This is a genomic window from Streptomyces sp. BR123, from assembly GCF_013401435.1.
Classification (GTDB): domain Bacteria; phylum Actinomycetota; class Actinomycetes; order Streptomycetales; family Streptomycetaceae; genus Streptomyces.
The window spans coordinates 47,657-60,874 of record NZ_JACBGN010000009.1 but is presented as its reverse complement, the minus strand read 5'-3'; the positions used below and the strand labels follow the sequence as shown (position 1 = coordinate 60,874).

Sequence of the window (13,218 nt, the reverse complement as noted above, 5' to 3'; positions counted from 1 at the left end):
GGGGTCGGGGGTCGGGGGAGGTTTCCGTCCTCACGCCGTACAGCGTGGAGTGCTGCTCCCGTGTCACTCCCCGACTGCCCTTCACCCGAGGCGGGTCACCTGCTGGCTGCCGAGCTCGTACCGGGCCCCGACCACGGCCAGGCGGCCCGACGCGACCCGGCCCACGAGGTCCGGTTCGGCGGCCAGACTCGCCCGTACCCGGCGCACGTTCGCGGTGACGGCCGCGTCCGCCCGGGCGTGCCTGGGCAGGCGCGGATCCACCGCGGGGCGGATCCGGTCGGCGAGGTAGCGGATGTGGACCGGCAGCGGGGCGTGGGTGGCGTCCGCGTCCACCGCGGCCGCGACCGCCCCGCACCCCTGGTGGCCGAGGACGACGACCAGCGGAATGTCCAGTTCCAGTACGCCGTACGCGATGCTGCCCAGGACGGCCTCGTCCAGGACCTGGCCCGCCGATCGCACCGTCAGCAGATCGCCCAGCCCCTGGTCGAACACCAGCTCGGGCGGCACCCGGGAGTCGACGCAGCCCAGGACCACGGCGAACGGGTGTTGCCCGTCCATCAGGACCCGCCGTACGGTGCGGCTCTCGTCGGGGTGCTGCTCGTGGAGGGTGCGCCAGCGCAGGTTCCCCGCCGCGAGTTCCCGCCACGCGGGCTCGGGCCCGTCGGGCCGGGGTCCGCCCGCGCCGGGCCCGGGGCGCCTGCCCGATGCAGTCGAAGCGAAGCAGAGCAGCCCGGTCCCCAGGAGGGCGGCGCCGCCCAGCCCGGCCCGTACCAGCCCGCGCCGTGTGACCGTGGGCGGCTTGCCGCCGTTGTCGTCGACACTCATGTGCGCCGAAGGTAGCCGCCGCGGACCCGGCGGACAGGCTGCCACGGCGGTCCTCCCTCGGGCGACATGCGGCCGATCGTGTCGGCCACCCGGGGCGCTGCCCGGCCGGCCGCAGCCGGGGTCAGCCGCCGGGCTCGGCGGCCGTGGTTGCCACGCCCTCGTAGAGGCGGAACAGCCGCAGCCGCCCCCGGGACGGGCCCGTCGACGCCACCCACGACACCTTCTGCCAACCGCTCTGCGAGTCCTTCGCCCGCGCCGGGTACACCTCGCGGTCCTGGAACAAGCCGGGCGTGGGCGGCGCACCCGGTGACTGGCTCGACCAGACCATGGACGACCGGGCCGCCGAGGCCGCGGACGCCATCGCCCGGGCCGGGCAGCGGCCCGACGTCGACGGGCGACGGATCGGCCTGTGGGGCGCCGGCCAGGCCGGCTGGACCCTCCCCGAGATCGCCGCCAAGGCACCGGGGGGTGACGATGACCACCCGACCCACCACGTGCCGGCGCCGCCTGCTCCGCCCGCGCCGTACGGAGGCGTCCTCCCCTTCCGTGCACCGTAACGCTCCCGCCCGGAAGAGGGACCCGGGCGGGAGCGTTCGGGGGTGTTGCCGGGCGGCCGTCACACGCCGAGCGCCCGGCGGAGCCCGACCCGGTTGGTGCCCAGCTTGGTGAAGACCGCAGACAGCAGCTCCGAGACCGCGGGAGCCTCGATGCGCAGCTCCTTGGCAATGGCCGCGTTGTCGAGGCCGAGGGCGGCGTGCCGGGCCGCCGCGTGCTCCGCGACCGTCAGCGTGTCCTTCTCGGAGGAGTGCAGCCGGCGCGGACGCAGACCGGCCGACGCGAGCTGGGTGCGGGCCCGGTCGGCGAGGGCGTCCGCACCGCAGGCCACGGCGCTCTCCATGCCCCGGTACAACTGCTCGGCCGCCCGGTGCGGATCGCCGATGGTCTGCAGCGCCGTGCCGTGGTCGATGAGCGCGTGCGCGAACTCGTACGCGGCCGGGGACTGTTCCAGGTGGGAGACCGCATCCTGCAGCAGGACCGTCGCCTGCACCGGGTCCGTGGTCGCCGCCGCGACGCGCAGCGCCTGGCCGATCACACTGGACGCGCCGAACGCGCGGGCCCGGGCCACGGCCTCGGCCGCCGTGGCCCGCGCCAGCTCCGGGTTGTACGTCGCCTGGGCGAGGGCCAGGTCGAGCTGCCAAGGACTCCACGACGGGTTCCGTGTGCCGCGCAGGTCGAGGCGCCGGCCCGCGGCGGCCAGCTGCTGCTCGGCCTCCTCGATCCGGCCCTGGGCCAGCAGGAGCCGGCCCCACACCGCCTGCGGGTCGGGATAGACGATGGCGCGCGGGAACCCTTCCGCCAGCCGGTAGGTGCGGGCGACCTTCTCGGCCTGGGCGAGGTGGCCGCGGGCCAGCAGCGTCTCGATGAGGGTGCCGATGGCGTACCACTGCGCCGGGATGTCGTGCCCGATGCGGTTGGCGATCTCCAGGCCGTTGCGGACGAAGTCCTCGGCCTCGGCGAGCCGACCGCGCCGGTACCGGACGTAGCCGAGGAGCGTGTACACGAACGACAGGTGCGCGCCGCGCCACCCCTTCGACTCGAAGTCGAGGATGCCCTCGTTGAACAGCTCCTCGGCGCGGCCCGGCTGGTCGCAGTACATGAGGGTGACCGCGATGACGGCGGGCACCTCGAAGCCGAAGTCCTGGTCGGTCCAGCTCATGCCGCCGTCGAGCGCCTGCTCCGCGAACTCGAGGGAGGTCGCGACGGGCTCGCCGCGCATGGCGGCGTCCCAGGCGCGCATGCCCAGGATGTGCCGCTCGGCCAGGCCGCGGCCGGCCAGCCGCTTGGCGAACTGGGCGAGGAGCCGTGACCTGGCGGGCGAGTTCTCCTCGTCGACCCGGACCGCGTTCCACTTGAACTGCTCGGCCTGCATGCGCAGCCGGGTGCGGGAACTCGTGGCGTGCCGGGCCTCCTCGGCCAGCAGCTCGGCGGCGTCCGCCAGCCGGCCCGTGTGCGCCAGCGCCTGCGCGAGCCGGTACGTGATCGACTCCCGGAGGCCCTGGGCGATCTGCGGCTCCTCCAGCGCCGTCCGGAGCTGGTTGATGGTCGTCACGGGGTCGTGCAGGAGGTTCGCCGAACCGAGTTCGAACAGCACCTCGGCCCGGTCCTCGGCCTCGGGCGGTTCACGCAGCGCCCGGGCCAGGTAGCGTCGCGCGGCGTCGGGCGCACCTGCGGAGAAGCTGTCGCGCGCGGCCTGGCGCAGCTGCTGCACCACCCACGGGTCGCCCTCCGGGTGCATCTCCAGCAGATGGCGGGCGGCGGCGGTCGTGCCGTGCCCGTCGTCGATGAGGGCCTGCGCGGCCATGCCGTGCATGGCGACGCGCACCCCGGGCGGGATCGACCGGTAGACGGCGGTGGCGACGAGGGGGTGGAAGAACTCCACGACCTCCTTGCGCTGCAGGCTGGTCAGGACCGTCAGGATGCGGGCGGCACGCAACTGCTCGATGGCATCGGCGGCCTGCGCCTCGCCGAGCGCCGCGACACGGCAGACGATGCCGGTCGGGATCGCGGTGCCCAGTACCGCCGCGGCCCAGGCGAACCGGACGGTCGACGTCCCGAGCTGCTCCAGGCGCTCGATGAGACCGCTGCCCCTGACGGCGGAGGCCAGATCCCGCAGCTGCGAGATGTTGTCCTGGTGCGGCTTCAGCCCCCGGTCGCGGCCCTTCATCGCCAACTCGACGACCTCGAAGGGGTTGCCGCCGGTGATCGCCCAGCACTCGCGGCAGAACACGTCGTCGGCGTTCTCTCCGAGGGCGTCCCGGACGATCTGCGCCACTGCGCCCGTCGTGAGGGGGGCCAGTTCGTGCGGCCGGGTCCCGCGCCGACCCATCAGGGTGCTCAGGCCGCCGGCATCCGTGGGGATCTCGTCCGGACGGCAGGCCACCATGATCAGCATGGACAGTTCCTCGGCGCGGGACGCGAACGTGGTCAGCCACGCCAGGGACTCCGCGTCCGCCCAGTGCGCGTCGTCGAGGATGAGCACGACCGGCGCGCTGCGCACCGTCAGCTGGGTGACGATCCAGTCCAGGCCGTCGCGCACACCCTGCGGGTCCGGCGCCGTCGGGCCCTTCCGGGCCGCGGCCAGACCGAGCGCCGGGGCGACGATGGAGCGCCAGTTGCCGAGCGCCTTCCGCCGCTCGTCCTCGGCCATGGCCGCGAACACCGGCTGGATGAACTGCCGCATCACGTGGAACGGCACCTGCCGCTCCTGTTCGCCGCCGCGTGCGAACAGCACGGTGCAGTCGTGCTCCACGGCGTACCGGCGGGCCTCGCCCAGCAGCGTGGTCTTGCCTATGCCGGCCGATCCCGCGAAGGTCAGCACACCCCCACGGCGGGTGGCCCCGCCCGGACCCTGGTCGGATACGCCGCGCACATCATCCACTGCGCGTCGGATCGCCAGCAATTCGGACTCCCGCTCCAGCAGGGGCTTCTGCGCCCCTCCTCTGGGTTCCATGGCATACGACATTCCTGCCCCCTCCTGCGCGTGCGGCCGAGTGTATGGCCCTGGGGACGAGACGTTGCCGAATCACGTTGCATTCTCCGTATCCCGCCACCCGTGCGAGTGCAATGCTGTACCCTCCGCGTGCTTACTCGCGGTGGATTGATCGAGAAATGGCGGGAAGCGACCGCCAGGAGAACGCGGACGACCGGACCGCGCCGGTGGTCCCGGCGCGGTCGGGTCGAGAGGGTCGCACGGGGTCAGCGGCGGGCGACCGGAATCATGGGCAGTTCGCTCGGCTGCGGGATCCCTGCCGGAACCTCCCGTACGGCGACCCCCGGGGCGGGCTCCAGGTGCCACCGGGTGGCCACGCTCGCCACCGCGGCGAGTATCTCCGCCACCGCGAACGAGTCCCCGATGCACTTGTGCTGGCCCGCACCGAACGGGATGTACCGGTGGGCGCGCGGTCGTTCCCCCTCGTCCCGCCGCCAGCGGTCCGGATCGAAGACCTCCGGGTCGCGGAACAGCGACGGGTCCCGGTGCAGGGCGTACGGGCTGTAGGCCAGCTCGGCCCCTGCCGGGACGGACACGCCGCCGAGGGTGATCGGGACCAGGGCGCGCCGGGTGAACAGCAGCGGCGAGTGCAGCCGCAGTGCCTCCTGGAAGACGTGGTGCGTGTACGTCAGCCCGCCGAGGTCCGAGGGGCGGACGGGACGCGTGCCCACCACCGCGTCCACCTCGGCGTGCAGGCGCTCCGCGACCTCCGGGTGGCGGCCGATCTCGTGGAACATCCAGGCCAGGGTGGTTGCGGAGGTCTCCGTACCGGCGAGCATGATGGCGATCACCTCGTCCCGCACCTGCTCGGGATCCATCGTCCGGCCCGTCTCCGGGTCCGTGCTCGACAGCAGCATCGAGAGCAGGTCGTGGCGGCCCTCCGCGTCCCGGCCCCGGTACTGCCCGATCACCTCGTCGATGATCCCGCGCAGGCGCTCCGCGGCCGTGTCGAAGCGCCGGTTGAGCGGAATCGGCAGCCGGTCCAGGGACTTGGGCATGACCGCGCGCAGCAGCATGCCCTCCAGGACGACCGGCAGGGAGCGGTGCACCTCGGCGACGGCGGGGCGGCTCAGCTCCCCCGAGAAGACCATCTCGGCGACCGAGGACATCGCGTAGCGGCGGGTCTCGGTGACGATCGAGACCTCGTGCCCGGCCGTCCACGACGAGGACATCGCCTCGGCCTGCCGGCACATCGCCTCGGCGTACCCGGTGATGTGGTTCCGGTGGAACGCCGGCTGGATCATCCGCCGCTGGGTGCGGTGGAAGTCGCCGTCGGTCGTCACGATCCCGTTGCCGAACACGGGGCGGAGCCGGTCGAAGATCCGCCCGCGGCCGAACCGCTGTGCCTGCCGGACCAGTACGGAGTGGACGTGCTCAGGGGTGGTCAGGACGTGGACCGGCCAGGTGCCGATGTCGATCCGTACGACCTCGCCGTGGTTCCGCAGCGACGTCAGGAAGGCGATCGGCTCCCGCCACAGGGGCAGGGCGTGACCGAGGAGCGGTAATCGCCCCGGCGCCACGAGGGCACCGGCCGCGGGGCCCCCTTGTTCCACGCGTGCCACGGGCGGACCCCCTCGTCATGCCACCGATACCAGGTCCGGGCGGGTGTACGCGGACTCCAGCCCGGCCGCGAACCTTTCGTCGCTGTACCGCGTGCACTCGTAACGCTGCCACAGATCCGCACCGATCATCCAGTCTTCATAACTGCGTACGCATCGGGAGACCGCCTCGCGCAGGGCCGGGTCGGTTCCGTCGCCGGCGTCCAGGAGCCGGAACAGGCGCCCCTTGCAGTCCAGGTATTCCTCTATGCGGGCGTGGATGTCGCCCTCCACCGTCCGCAGCGCGTCGGCGAGCGAGCACCGGTCCCGGGTGGCGACGAGGGTGACGAGGTTGTTGGTGTCCCCGCAGGAGTGCTCCTTCGGCAGCGAGAACATGTCGTTCTCCCAACCGATGATGTCCAGGGTGCTCGCGACCACCGCCCGGAACTCGGGCAGGTCGTGGACGTGCTGCGGCACGTCGATGCCCAGCCCCGCCTCCACCATGTCCATCATGGGCAGCAGTTGGGAGCTGTGCCGGCGCAGGAGGACGTGGTCCTCGACCGTCGGGCGGACGCCGGCCCGCCGGTTGCACGCCTCCTGGTCCAACGAGCGCAGCACGAGCCGGAAATGGGCCTGGAAGCGGGCCGTGGCCGGTTCGGACAGTCCGGCGAGGATCCGGTCGCACAGCTCGGTGAAGCCGCGCACGAGCGGGTTTCCCTCCGCCGCCGCGCTGTTGATCCGGCCCGTGCGCAGGTAGTCGCCGATGGCGCCCGCGACGGGCCGCCATGCGGCGAGCTCGCCGTTCCTGATGAGGTGGTCGTGCTGGTCGTCCAGGACGAAGGACCAGGCCATCCACTCGGCGAGGAGGACGACCGTCTCGTACGCCACCTCGCCGCTGACCCGGCCCGCGAGGTGGCCGAATCCGATCCCCGCGAACTGGTCCACGGCATCGGTCACCAGTTCGTGCCCCACCGTCCAGGCCGTCGCTTCCGCATTGGCGCGCGCTGCGTGCGGGTGCTTCGCGTTCCCGAAAGGCAGATGGAAATCCGGGACGGTGAAATCTGTGAGCCTGGCCATTTGGTCCCCCCATGAAGAAGTCTCGTCCGTCGGTGCTCGGTCACTGTGAAACATGAGCACTGCGACCTGGAGCGTTCCCCATTTACTGCGAAACTTTCATGGGGATGTGTGATGTTTGTGGGGAAGAATCGATCATATGTCGAACGGTTCCGGCCATCTGAAGGGCAATTAACCCCCAGGAGGGACGGCGCTGTCAATGTCAGACGATCGAACAGTATGAATTGGTCCCGAAAACCCGTGCCGTCTATTCGTACATAATATGTGGTTGGCATAGTCGACGGCGGCCGCGGACCCGGGCGCGTACCACCGGGCCCGGTTGGCCGGGATGCTGCGGGGGAGCGGGCAAGTGGTCGAAGAGCGCCTCGGGGACAGGGGGTTCTGCCTAGACTGCCGGTGGGCATGGCAGTGCGGGAGGGGTGGGGGAACGTGGTCGAGGACCGTCCGGCCGAACCGGATGACGGCGGCCCCGAAGCCGACGTCCTGGGCGCCTATCTGGAAGGGGTGCGGGCCCGCCTGAGCGGGGAGCGGTTCGAAGTGGTCATCCGTGCCGTCCAGGCCACCTGCGCCCTGCTCGGTGAGAGCCCCCACCGGACCGTCGTCGAGGTGCCCGGCGGGGGCGAACTCGCCCCCGAACTGCAGCGCGAGTACCTTTCCCTGCTCGCCGTCATGATCACGGGGAGGCGCGACCACCACCTGGTCGCCCTCGCCGCCCCCGAGGGCGACAAGGGCTGGGCGGTCGTCGAGACCACCGGCCCGCGGTCCGAGGACGCCGAGCGGATGTGGATCCAGGCCCAACTCGACGGCATTGTGAGCGCCGGCAAGCCGTCGTCCCCCTGACCGGCGCCCGCGGCGGGCGGGCGACCTGGTCGAGAATCCGGGCCTGGAACCCGTTCCCGGGCCTGGTCAAACGGGGGCGTGCGCGAGGATCTCGGCCGCACCCCACACCGCTCCAGCACGGGAGGACCTTCATGGCCCGCCGTACACACCGCGGCCTCGTCGCCGCGGCCACCGCCACCGTGGCACTCTTCGGCCTCGCCGAGCCCGCTGCGGCCCTGCCGCCGGAGGCGGGCGCCGGCCAGGCCGGGCTGCCGCCGGCCCGGATCTTCATGGTCAACCCCGTCCAGTCCACCGGCGACCGGACCCTGACCGACGGCAAGGACGGGGCCGCCGCCGTGCCCGAGTCCGCGTACACCCTCGCGGCGCTGCGGAACCTGGACGGCAGCGGATCGCTGTCCGGGAAGTGGGCGTACGTGCGCTCGGACACCGGCGCCTCGGCCCGAATCGCGGACGCGGGCGCGTACGACCGGAACGACGACCGCTTCGAGCAGGTCATGGCGTACTTCTGGGTCAACGAGGCGCAGGAGTACCTCCAGGGCCTGGGCTTCGGCAGCGAGTTGCCCGGGGCCAACGACCGGCCGCAGCCCGTCCGCATCAACCAGTGGGGTGCCGACAACTCCTTCTTCACCGACAAGAAGGCCGAAATCCGCTTCGGCAAGGGCGGTGTGGACGACGCCGAGGACGCCGAGGTCATCGTCCACGAGTACGGGCACGCGGTGCACCACGCCCAGGTGCCGGGGTTCGGCACCTCGCCGGAGGCGGGCGCGATCGGCGAGGCCTTCGGGGACTACCTGGCCGTCGCGGTCGGCTCGCACGCCGCCGCGAAGTACGGCTGGCCGGGCGGCGCCGACCCGGCGTGCGTCGCCGACTGGGACGCGGTCGCCTACACCTCCGCCCCGCACTGCCTGCGGCGCACCGACAGCGGCAAGGTGTACGCCGACCGGGTCGGCGAGGTCCACGCGGACGGGGAGATATGGTCCCGGGCGCTGTCCGACATCCGCGGGGCGCTCGGGGCGCGGACCGCCGACCGGATCATCGTGAACGCGCAGTTCGGCTTCCGCCCGGACACCGGCTTCCGGGACGCGGCCCTGACGACGATCGCGACGGCGCAGCGCATGTACGGCACGAGCGCCGCGAACGCCGTGCGCGACGCGTTCAAGGCCCGGCAGATACCCGGCGTCGTCTGACACACCGGACAGCAGCCCCCGCGGACCCGCGTCGCCGCCTCGGGACTCCCGTCCGGAGGCGGCGGTTCGAGTGGCGGCCGCTCCGGGGCACGCGTGCCGCCGGGGCGGTCACCCGGCCAGGTCCCACAGCTGCTGTACGCACAGCACCACGAACAGCAGCCCGGCGGCCCCCAGCATCGCGTTGCTCAGCATCCCGTTGCGCCAGGCAGCAGGCGTGCGTGCGGAGTTGAGCAGCCAGAGCAGGGTCAGCGCCAGGAACGGCATGAAGAGCGCGCCCACCACCCCGTACACGATGACGAGCCCGAAGGGCTGGTCCAGGAAGAGCAGGCCGATGGGCGGGAACGTGAGCCAGAGCAGGTAGGCCCGGAAGGGCAGCGACCGCTCGGGGCCCGTCCCCGCCGGGACGAGCGAGGGCCGGTACTTGGCGGCGAAGTCGGCGAACATCAGGCTGACGCCGTGCCAGACGCCGATCAGCGAGGTATAGGACGTGGCGAAGAATCCCACCAGGAACAGCTTGGCGGTCGCCGCACCGTAGCGCTCCTCCAGGACGCCGCTCAGGTCGAGCAGCCCCTTGTCGCCCTTCGCGAGCGCCACCCCCGACGCGTACAGCAGCTCGGCCCCGACGAACAGCATGGCCACCACGAAGACGCCGGTGGTGAGATAGGCGATGCGGTTGTCGAGCCGCATCACCCGCATCCAGCCGGTGTCCGTCCAACCCTTCGCGTTGACCCAGTAGCCGTACGCGGCGAGCGTGATCGTCCCGCCCACGCCGCCGATCAGGCCGAGCGTGTAGACCAGCGAACCGTCCGGCAGGACCGGCGCGAGACCGGTGAGTGCCGAGCCGAGGTGGGGCGTGACCCGGATCGCGAGGTACACGGTCACCGCGAACATCACTCCGACGAGGCCCGTCATGACCTTCTCGAAGACGGCATACCGGTTGAACCATACGAACACCAGCCCGGACAGGCCGCACAGCACCGCCCACACCTTCAGGTCCATCACGCCCGGGAACAGGGCGGCCAGCGGGAGCGCGCTGGACGACATCGCGGCCGCGCCGTAGACGAACCCCCAGACGACGACGTACCCCGCGAAGTAGACGCTGGTCCAGGGCCCGAGGCTGCGCCAGCCGTCGAACAGGGTGCGGCCGGTGGCGAGGTGCCAGCGGCCGGCGGCTTCGGCGAGGGAGATCTTGACCAGGCAGCCGATCACCGCCGCCCACAGCAGGGTGTAGCCGAACTTGCTGCCCGCGATGAGGGTGGCGACGAGGTCCCCCGCGCCGACACCGGTGGCCGCCACGACCATCCCCGGGCCGATGGACCGCCAACTCGGCTTGCGCGGCGCCTGGTTCTCGCCCGCTCCGGTGCCGGTCTGGGTGGTTTCCGCCATCCGTGGCCGCCTTCCCGCTCGCCTTGGTGATCCGCATCACCCAACCGGCTCGGCGGCCCTCCCGCAAGAGGACCTCCCTGCGGGAGCCGGGGGAGCGACGCGTGGCCCGCGTGGCGTGCGGGGCGGCGGGCCCGGCCCGTCTACCGTGGGCCGGTGCGCCTCGCCCCCCTCGCCGTCGCCGTGGTCGTCGTGCTCGGCGCCGCCGCCCCGTCCTGCACGCGGACCGTGTCGCTCCCGCAGCCCGGCCTGCGCGCGGAGGCCCAGAGCCGGGACCTGGCCGCCCAGGTGACGGGCGTCCCGTCGGCCGCGCTCGGCGCCACCCACCGCCCCGGCTGCCCGGTCGGTCCCGACCGGCTGCGACTGATCCGGATGAACCACTGGGGCTTCGACGGCAAGGTCCACCGGGGGGAGATCGTCGTCCACGAACGCGTGGTCCGCCCGCTGCTCCACGTCTTCGGCGAGGCCTTCCGGGCCCGGTTCCCGATCCGCCGGATGCGGCCCGTCTCGGCGTACGGCGGGGACGACGCGAAGTCGATGGCCGACGACAACACCTCCGCCTTCAACTGCCGCCGGGTCACCGGGGACGCCTCCCGGCTCTCCCGGCACACCTACGGAGACGCCGTCGACATCAATCCCGTGGAGAACCCCTATGTGGACCGCTTCGGCACCGCTCACCCGCCCGCAAGCCGGCCCTACCTCCGCCGCGACCGCACCGCGCCGGGCATGATCCGCCCCGGCGACGTCATCACGCGGGCCTTCGCGGAGGTCGGCTGGCGCTGGGGCGGCCGCTGGTCCCACCGCGACTACCAGCACTTCTCGGCGACCGGCGGCTGAGGGCTTGCAAGGAAGCAACGCCTCGATTCCTGTGCGGCCGTGAACGAGGTGAACGCGGCGCCGCTCCTGCCCGCTCGTGCGGGAGTGGTTGCCAGGCGGGGTGCGCCGGCCTCGGGGGAGGGCTCACTCACCTGACGACGCACGGGCGGACCGGGAGCGGCGGCCGGACCGAGACGACGCGCCGTGCCTGCGCTCCGAGTGCGGAGAAGGGCCGCCTGTGCGGTGGTCATGCGGCTTCCACCCAGGCTCGCGCGCGGGCCAGGCGGCGTAGTTCGACCAGGTCGGCGTACGAGTGGGCGGCGTCGGTCCAGTACGGATGGGCGTACAGGAGGCGTAGCTCGTGGATCAGGGCGCGCCGCAGCGGGGCGGTGCCTCCCCGCGGCTGCCGGGCGAGGGTGGCGTAGGCCCGGATCACCCTGATCTGGGTGAGGAGGAGGTCATCGGGGAATTCGGTTCGCACCATGCCTGAATTAGGCCACCTGTTCGATTTTGGGGGCAAGCGGAATCCGGGCGCCGGGGTGCTCGTATGTTCGTGCGAGAAGTCACTCGCGCGTGTCCCGCTCGGGCCTGCCGCACGCGCCGTCGATGACCAAGGACGCGGGGCGGGACACCTCAAGGGGCCGGCGGTACGCTCCCGGCGCCCGGTTGCCCCGGGGCCCGGCAGCAGCCGTCCCCGCGACACCCGGCGTTGGTGCGGACGCCACACCCAGCCCCTAGTTTCCTCAGCGCTTCCCCCCGTTCTCCCCTGCTCTCCCCATCTCCGAGGAGTGACCGTGGAACGTCGTACCTTCCTGCGCGGCGCTGTTGTCGGCACCTCCGCCGCTGCCTTCGGCGGCACGCTCATGCGCGGCGCCGCCTACGCCGTCCCCGCCCAGCCCGGCCCCGGCCCCTACGGGGCGCTCGGCCCGGCCGACGCGAACGGGATCATGCTGCCCGGCGGCTTCAGCAGCCGCGTCATCGCCCGCTCCGGCCAGACCGTCTCCGGCACCTCCTACACGTGGCACAACGCGCCTGACGGCGGCGCGTGCTACTCCGACGGCACGGGCTGGATCTACGTGTCCAACTCGGAGATCAACCCGTCCGGCGGGGCGAGCGCGGTCCGTTTCAACTCGTCCGGCACCATCACCTCCGCGTACCGGATCCTCTCCGGCACCCGCCAGAACTGCGCGGGCGGCAAGACGCCGTGGAACACCTGGCTCTCCTGCGAGGAAGTCAGCCTCGGCTATGTCTACGAGACGGACCCGTGGGGCGTGAACGCCGCCGTCCGGCGGCCCGCGATGGGCCGGTTCAAGCACGAGGCGGCCGCGGCCGACCCGGGCCGGCAGGCGGTCTACCTGACCGAGGACGAGTCGGACGGCTGCTTCTACCGCTTCCTCCCCACCACCTGGGGCAACCTCTCCTCCGGCACCCTCCAGGTCCTGGTCGCCGGCTCCGGCACCTCTGGCTCCTTCAGCTGGCAGAACGTGCCGGACCCGGACGGCTCGCCCACCACCACCCGCAACCAGGTGTCCGGCGCCAAGCGCTTCAACGGGGGCGAGGGCTGCCACTACGCCAACGACACGGTCTGGTTCACCACCAAGGGAGACAACCGCGTCTGGCAGCTCAATCTCGCCGGCAACACCTACGAGCTGGCCTACGACGACTCGCTCGTGGTCGGCGGCAGTGCCCCGCTCACCGGCGTCGACAACGTCACCGGGTCCTCGTTCGGCGACCTGTACGTCGCCGAGGACGGCGGCACCATGGAAATCTGCGTGATCACCCCGGACGACGTCGTCGCGCCGTTCCTGCGGATCACCGGGCAGTCGTCCTCCGAGATCACCGGTCCCGCCTTCTCGCCCGCCGGCAACCGGCTGTACTTCTCCAGCCAGCGCGGCACCAGCGGCAGCTCCTCCGGCGGCATCACCTACGAGGTGACGGGCCCCTTCCGCACCTGACCCCGCCCGCTCCTCCCGCACACCGCGCCGCGGCCCCGCCGGCCCCGGTG

The 13,218-nt window shown here is 72.4% G+C and carries 11 protein-coding genes; 5 read left to right on the top strand and 6 right to left on the bottom strand.

Translation table 11 applies throughout. The annotated features are described in order from the left end of the window. Positions 1–81: 81 nt before the first annotated feature. Entirely contained in the window at positions 82–825 is a 744-nt protein-coding gene (locus tag HYE82_RS02805; RefSeq protein WP_179172283.1) for a carbonic anhydrase, read from the bottom strand. A gap of 290 nt (positions 826–1,115) precedes the next feature. Between HYE82_RS02805 and HYE82_RS37585 the strand changes: the two genes are divergently transcribed. After that, entirely contained in the window at positions 1,116–1,382 is a 267-nt protein-coding gene (locus tag HYE82_RS37585) for a hypothetical protein (RefSeq protein ID WP_256986869.1), read from the top strand. Positions 1,383–1,441: 59 nt separating this feature from the next. Here HYE82_RS37585 and HYE82_RS02795 read toward each other — a convergent pair whose 3' ends face one another. The 3 genes from HYE82_RS02795 to HYE82_RS02785 form a co-directional block, all read right to left on the bottom strand. Next, positions 1,442–4,336 carry an AAA family ATPase gene (locus HYE82_RS02795; protein WP_179172282.1) on the bottom strand — a complete coding sequence of 965 codons (2,895 nt, stop codon included), beginning with the start codon at positions 4,334–4,336 and terminating at the stop codon, positions 1,442–1,444. Positions 4,337–4,581: 245 nt separating this feature from the next. Next, a complete protein-coding gene (locus HYE82_RS02790) occupies positions 4,582–5,937 on the bottom strand; it encodes a cytochrome P450 (RefSeq protein ID WP_179172281.1) in 1,356 nt (451 codons plus the stop codon). 15 nt (positions 5,938–5,952) lie between these two features. Continuing rightward, positions 5,953–6,870, bottom strand: a complete 918-nt coding sequence (locus tag HYE82_RS02785) for a terpene synthase family protein (RefSeq protein WP_309144181.1) — start codon at positions 6,868–6,870, stop codon at positions 5,953–5,955. A gap of 519 nt (positions 6,871–7,389) precedes the next feature. On the opposite strand from HYE82_RS02785, the gene HYE82_RS02780 reads away from it, so the two are divergent. Together HYE82_RS02780 and HYE82_RS02775 are read left to right on the top strand one after the other, a co-directional pair. Beyond that, the gene (locus HYE82_RS02780) at positions 7,390–7,827 is read left to right on the top strand and encodes a hypothetical protein (RefSeq protein ID WP_179172279.1); all 438 of its coding nucleotides are present in this window, start codon (positions 7,390–7,392) and stop codon (positions 7,825–7,827) included. Positions 7,828–7,958: 131 nt separating this feature from the next. Beyond that, a complete protein-coding gene (locus tag HYE82_RS02775) occupies positions 7,959–9,014 on the top strand; it encodes a M4 family metallopeptidase (RefSeq protein ID WP_179172278.1) in 1,056 nt (351 codons plus the stop codon). A 108-nt stretch (positions 9,015–9,122) separates the two neighbouring features. On the opposite strand, the gene HYE82_RS02770 is transcribed toward HYE82_RS02775, so the two are convergent. Next, positions 9,123–10,400: an Nramp family divalent metal transporter gene (locus tag HYE82_RS02770; protein WP_179172277.1), complete on the bottom strand. Its 1,278-nt coding sequence runs from the start codon at positions 10,398–10,400 to the stop codon at positions 9,123–9,125. 153 nt (positions 10,401–10,553) lie between these two features. On the opposite strand from HYE82_RS02770, the gene HYE82_RS02765 reads away from it, so the two are divergent. Beyond that, positions 10,554–11,234, top strand: a complete 681-nt coding sequence (locus tag HYE82_RS02765) for a M15 family metallopeptidase (RefSeq protein ID WP_309144180.1) — start codon at positions 10,554–10,556, stop codon at positions 11,232–11,234. A 226-nt stretch (positions 11,235–11,460) separates the two neighbouring features. Here the strand turns inward: HYE82_RS02765 and HYE82_RS02760 are convergent, their stop codons facing one another. Continuing rightward, positions 11,461–11,697 (bottom strand): hypothetical protein, encoded by a 237-nt coding sequence (locus tag HYE82_RS02760; RefSeq protein ID WP_179172276.1) that lies wholly within the window; start codon positions 11,695–11,697, stop codon positions 11,461–11,463. Positions 11,698–12,007: 310 nt separating this feature from the next. On the opposite strand from HYE82_RS02760, the gene HYE82_RS02755 reads away from it, so the two are divergent. Next, the gene (locus HYE82_RS02755; protein ID WP_179172275.1) at positions 12,008–13,168 is read left to right on the top strand and encodes an alkaline phosphatase PhoX; all 1,161 of its coding nucleotides are present in this window, start codon (positions 12,008–12,010) and stop codon (positions 13,166–13,168) included. The last annotated feature ends 50 nt before the right edge of the window (positions 13,169–13,218 follow it).

Coding starts and splice junctions, on each gene's coding strand:
- HYE82_RS02760 (WP_179172276.1), bottom strand. CDS start 11,697: ATGGTGCGAACCGAATTCCCCGATGACCTCCTCCTCACCCAGATCAGG.
- HYE82_RS02770 (WP_179172277.1), bottom strand. CDS start 10,400: ATGGCGGAAACCACCCAGACCGGCACCGGAGCGGGCGAGAACCAGGCG.
- HYE82_RS02805 (WP_179172283.1), bottom strand. CDS start 825: ATGAGTGTCGACGACAACGGCGGCAAGCCGCCCACGGTCACACGGCGC.
- HYE82_RS02780 (WP_179172279.1), top strand. CDS start 7,390: ATGGCAGTGCGGGAGGGGTGGGGGAACGTGGTCGAGGACCGTCCGGCC.
- HYE82_RS02795 (WP_179172282.1), bottom strand. CDS start 4,336: ATGGAACCCAGAGGAGGGGCGCAGAAGCCCCTGCTGGAGCGGGAGTCC.
- HYE82_RS02775 (WP_179172278.1), top strand. CDS start 7,959: ATGGCCCGCCGTACACACCGCGGCCTCGTCGCCGCGGCCACCGCCACC.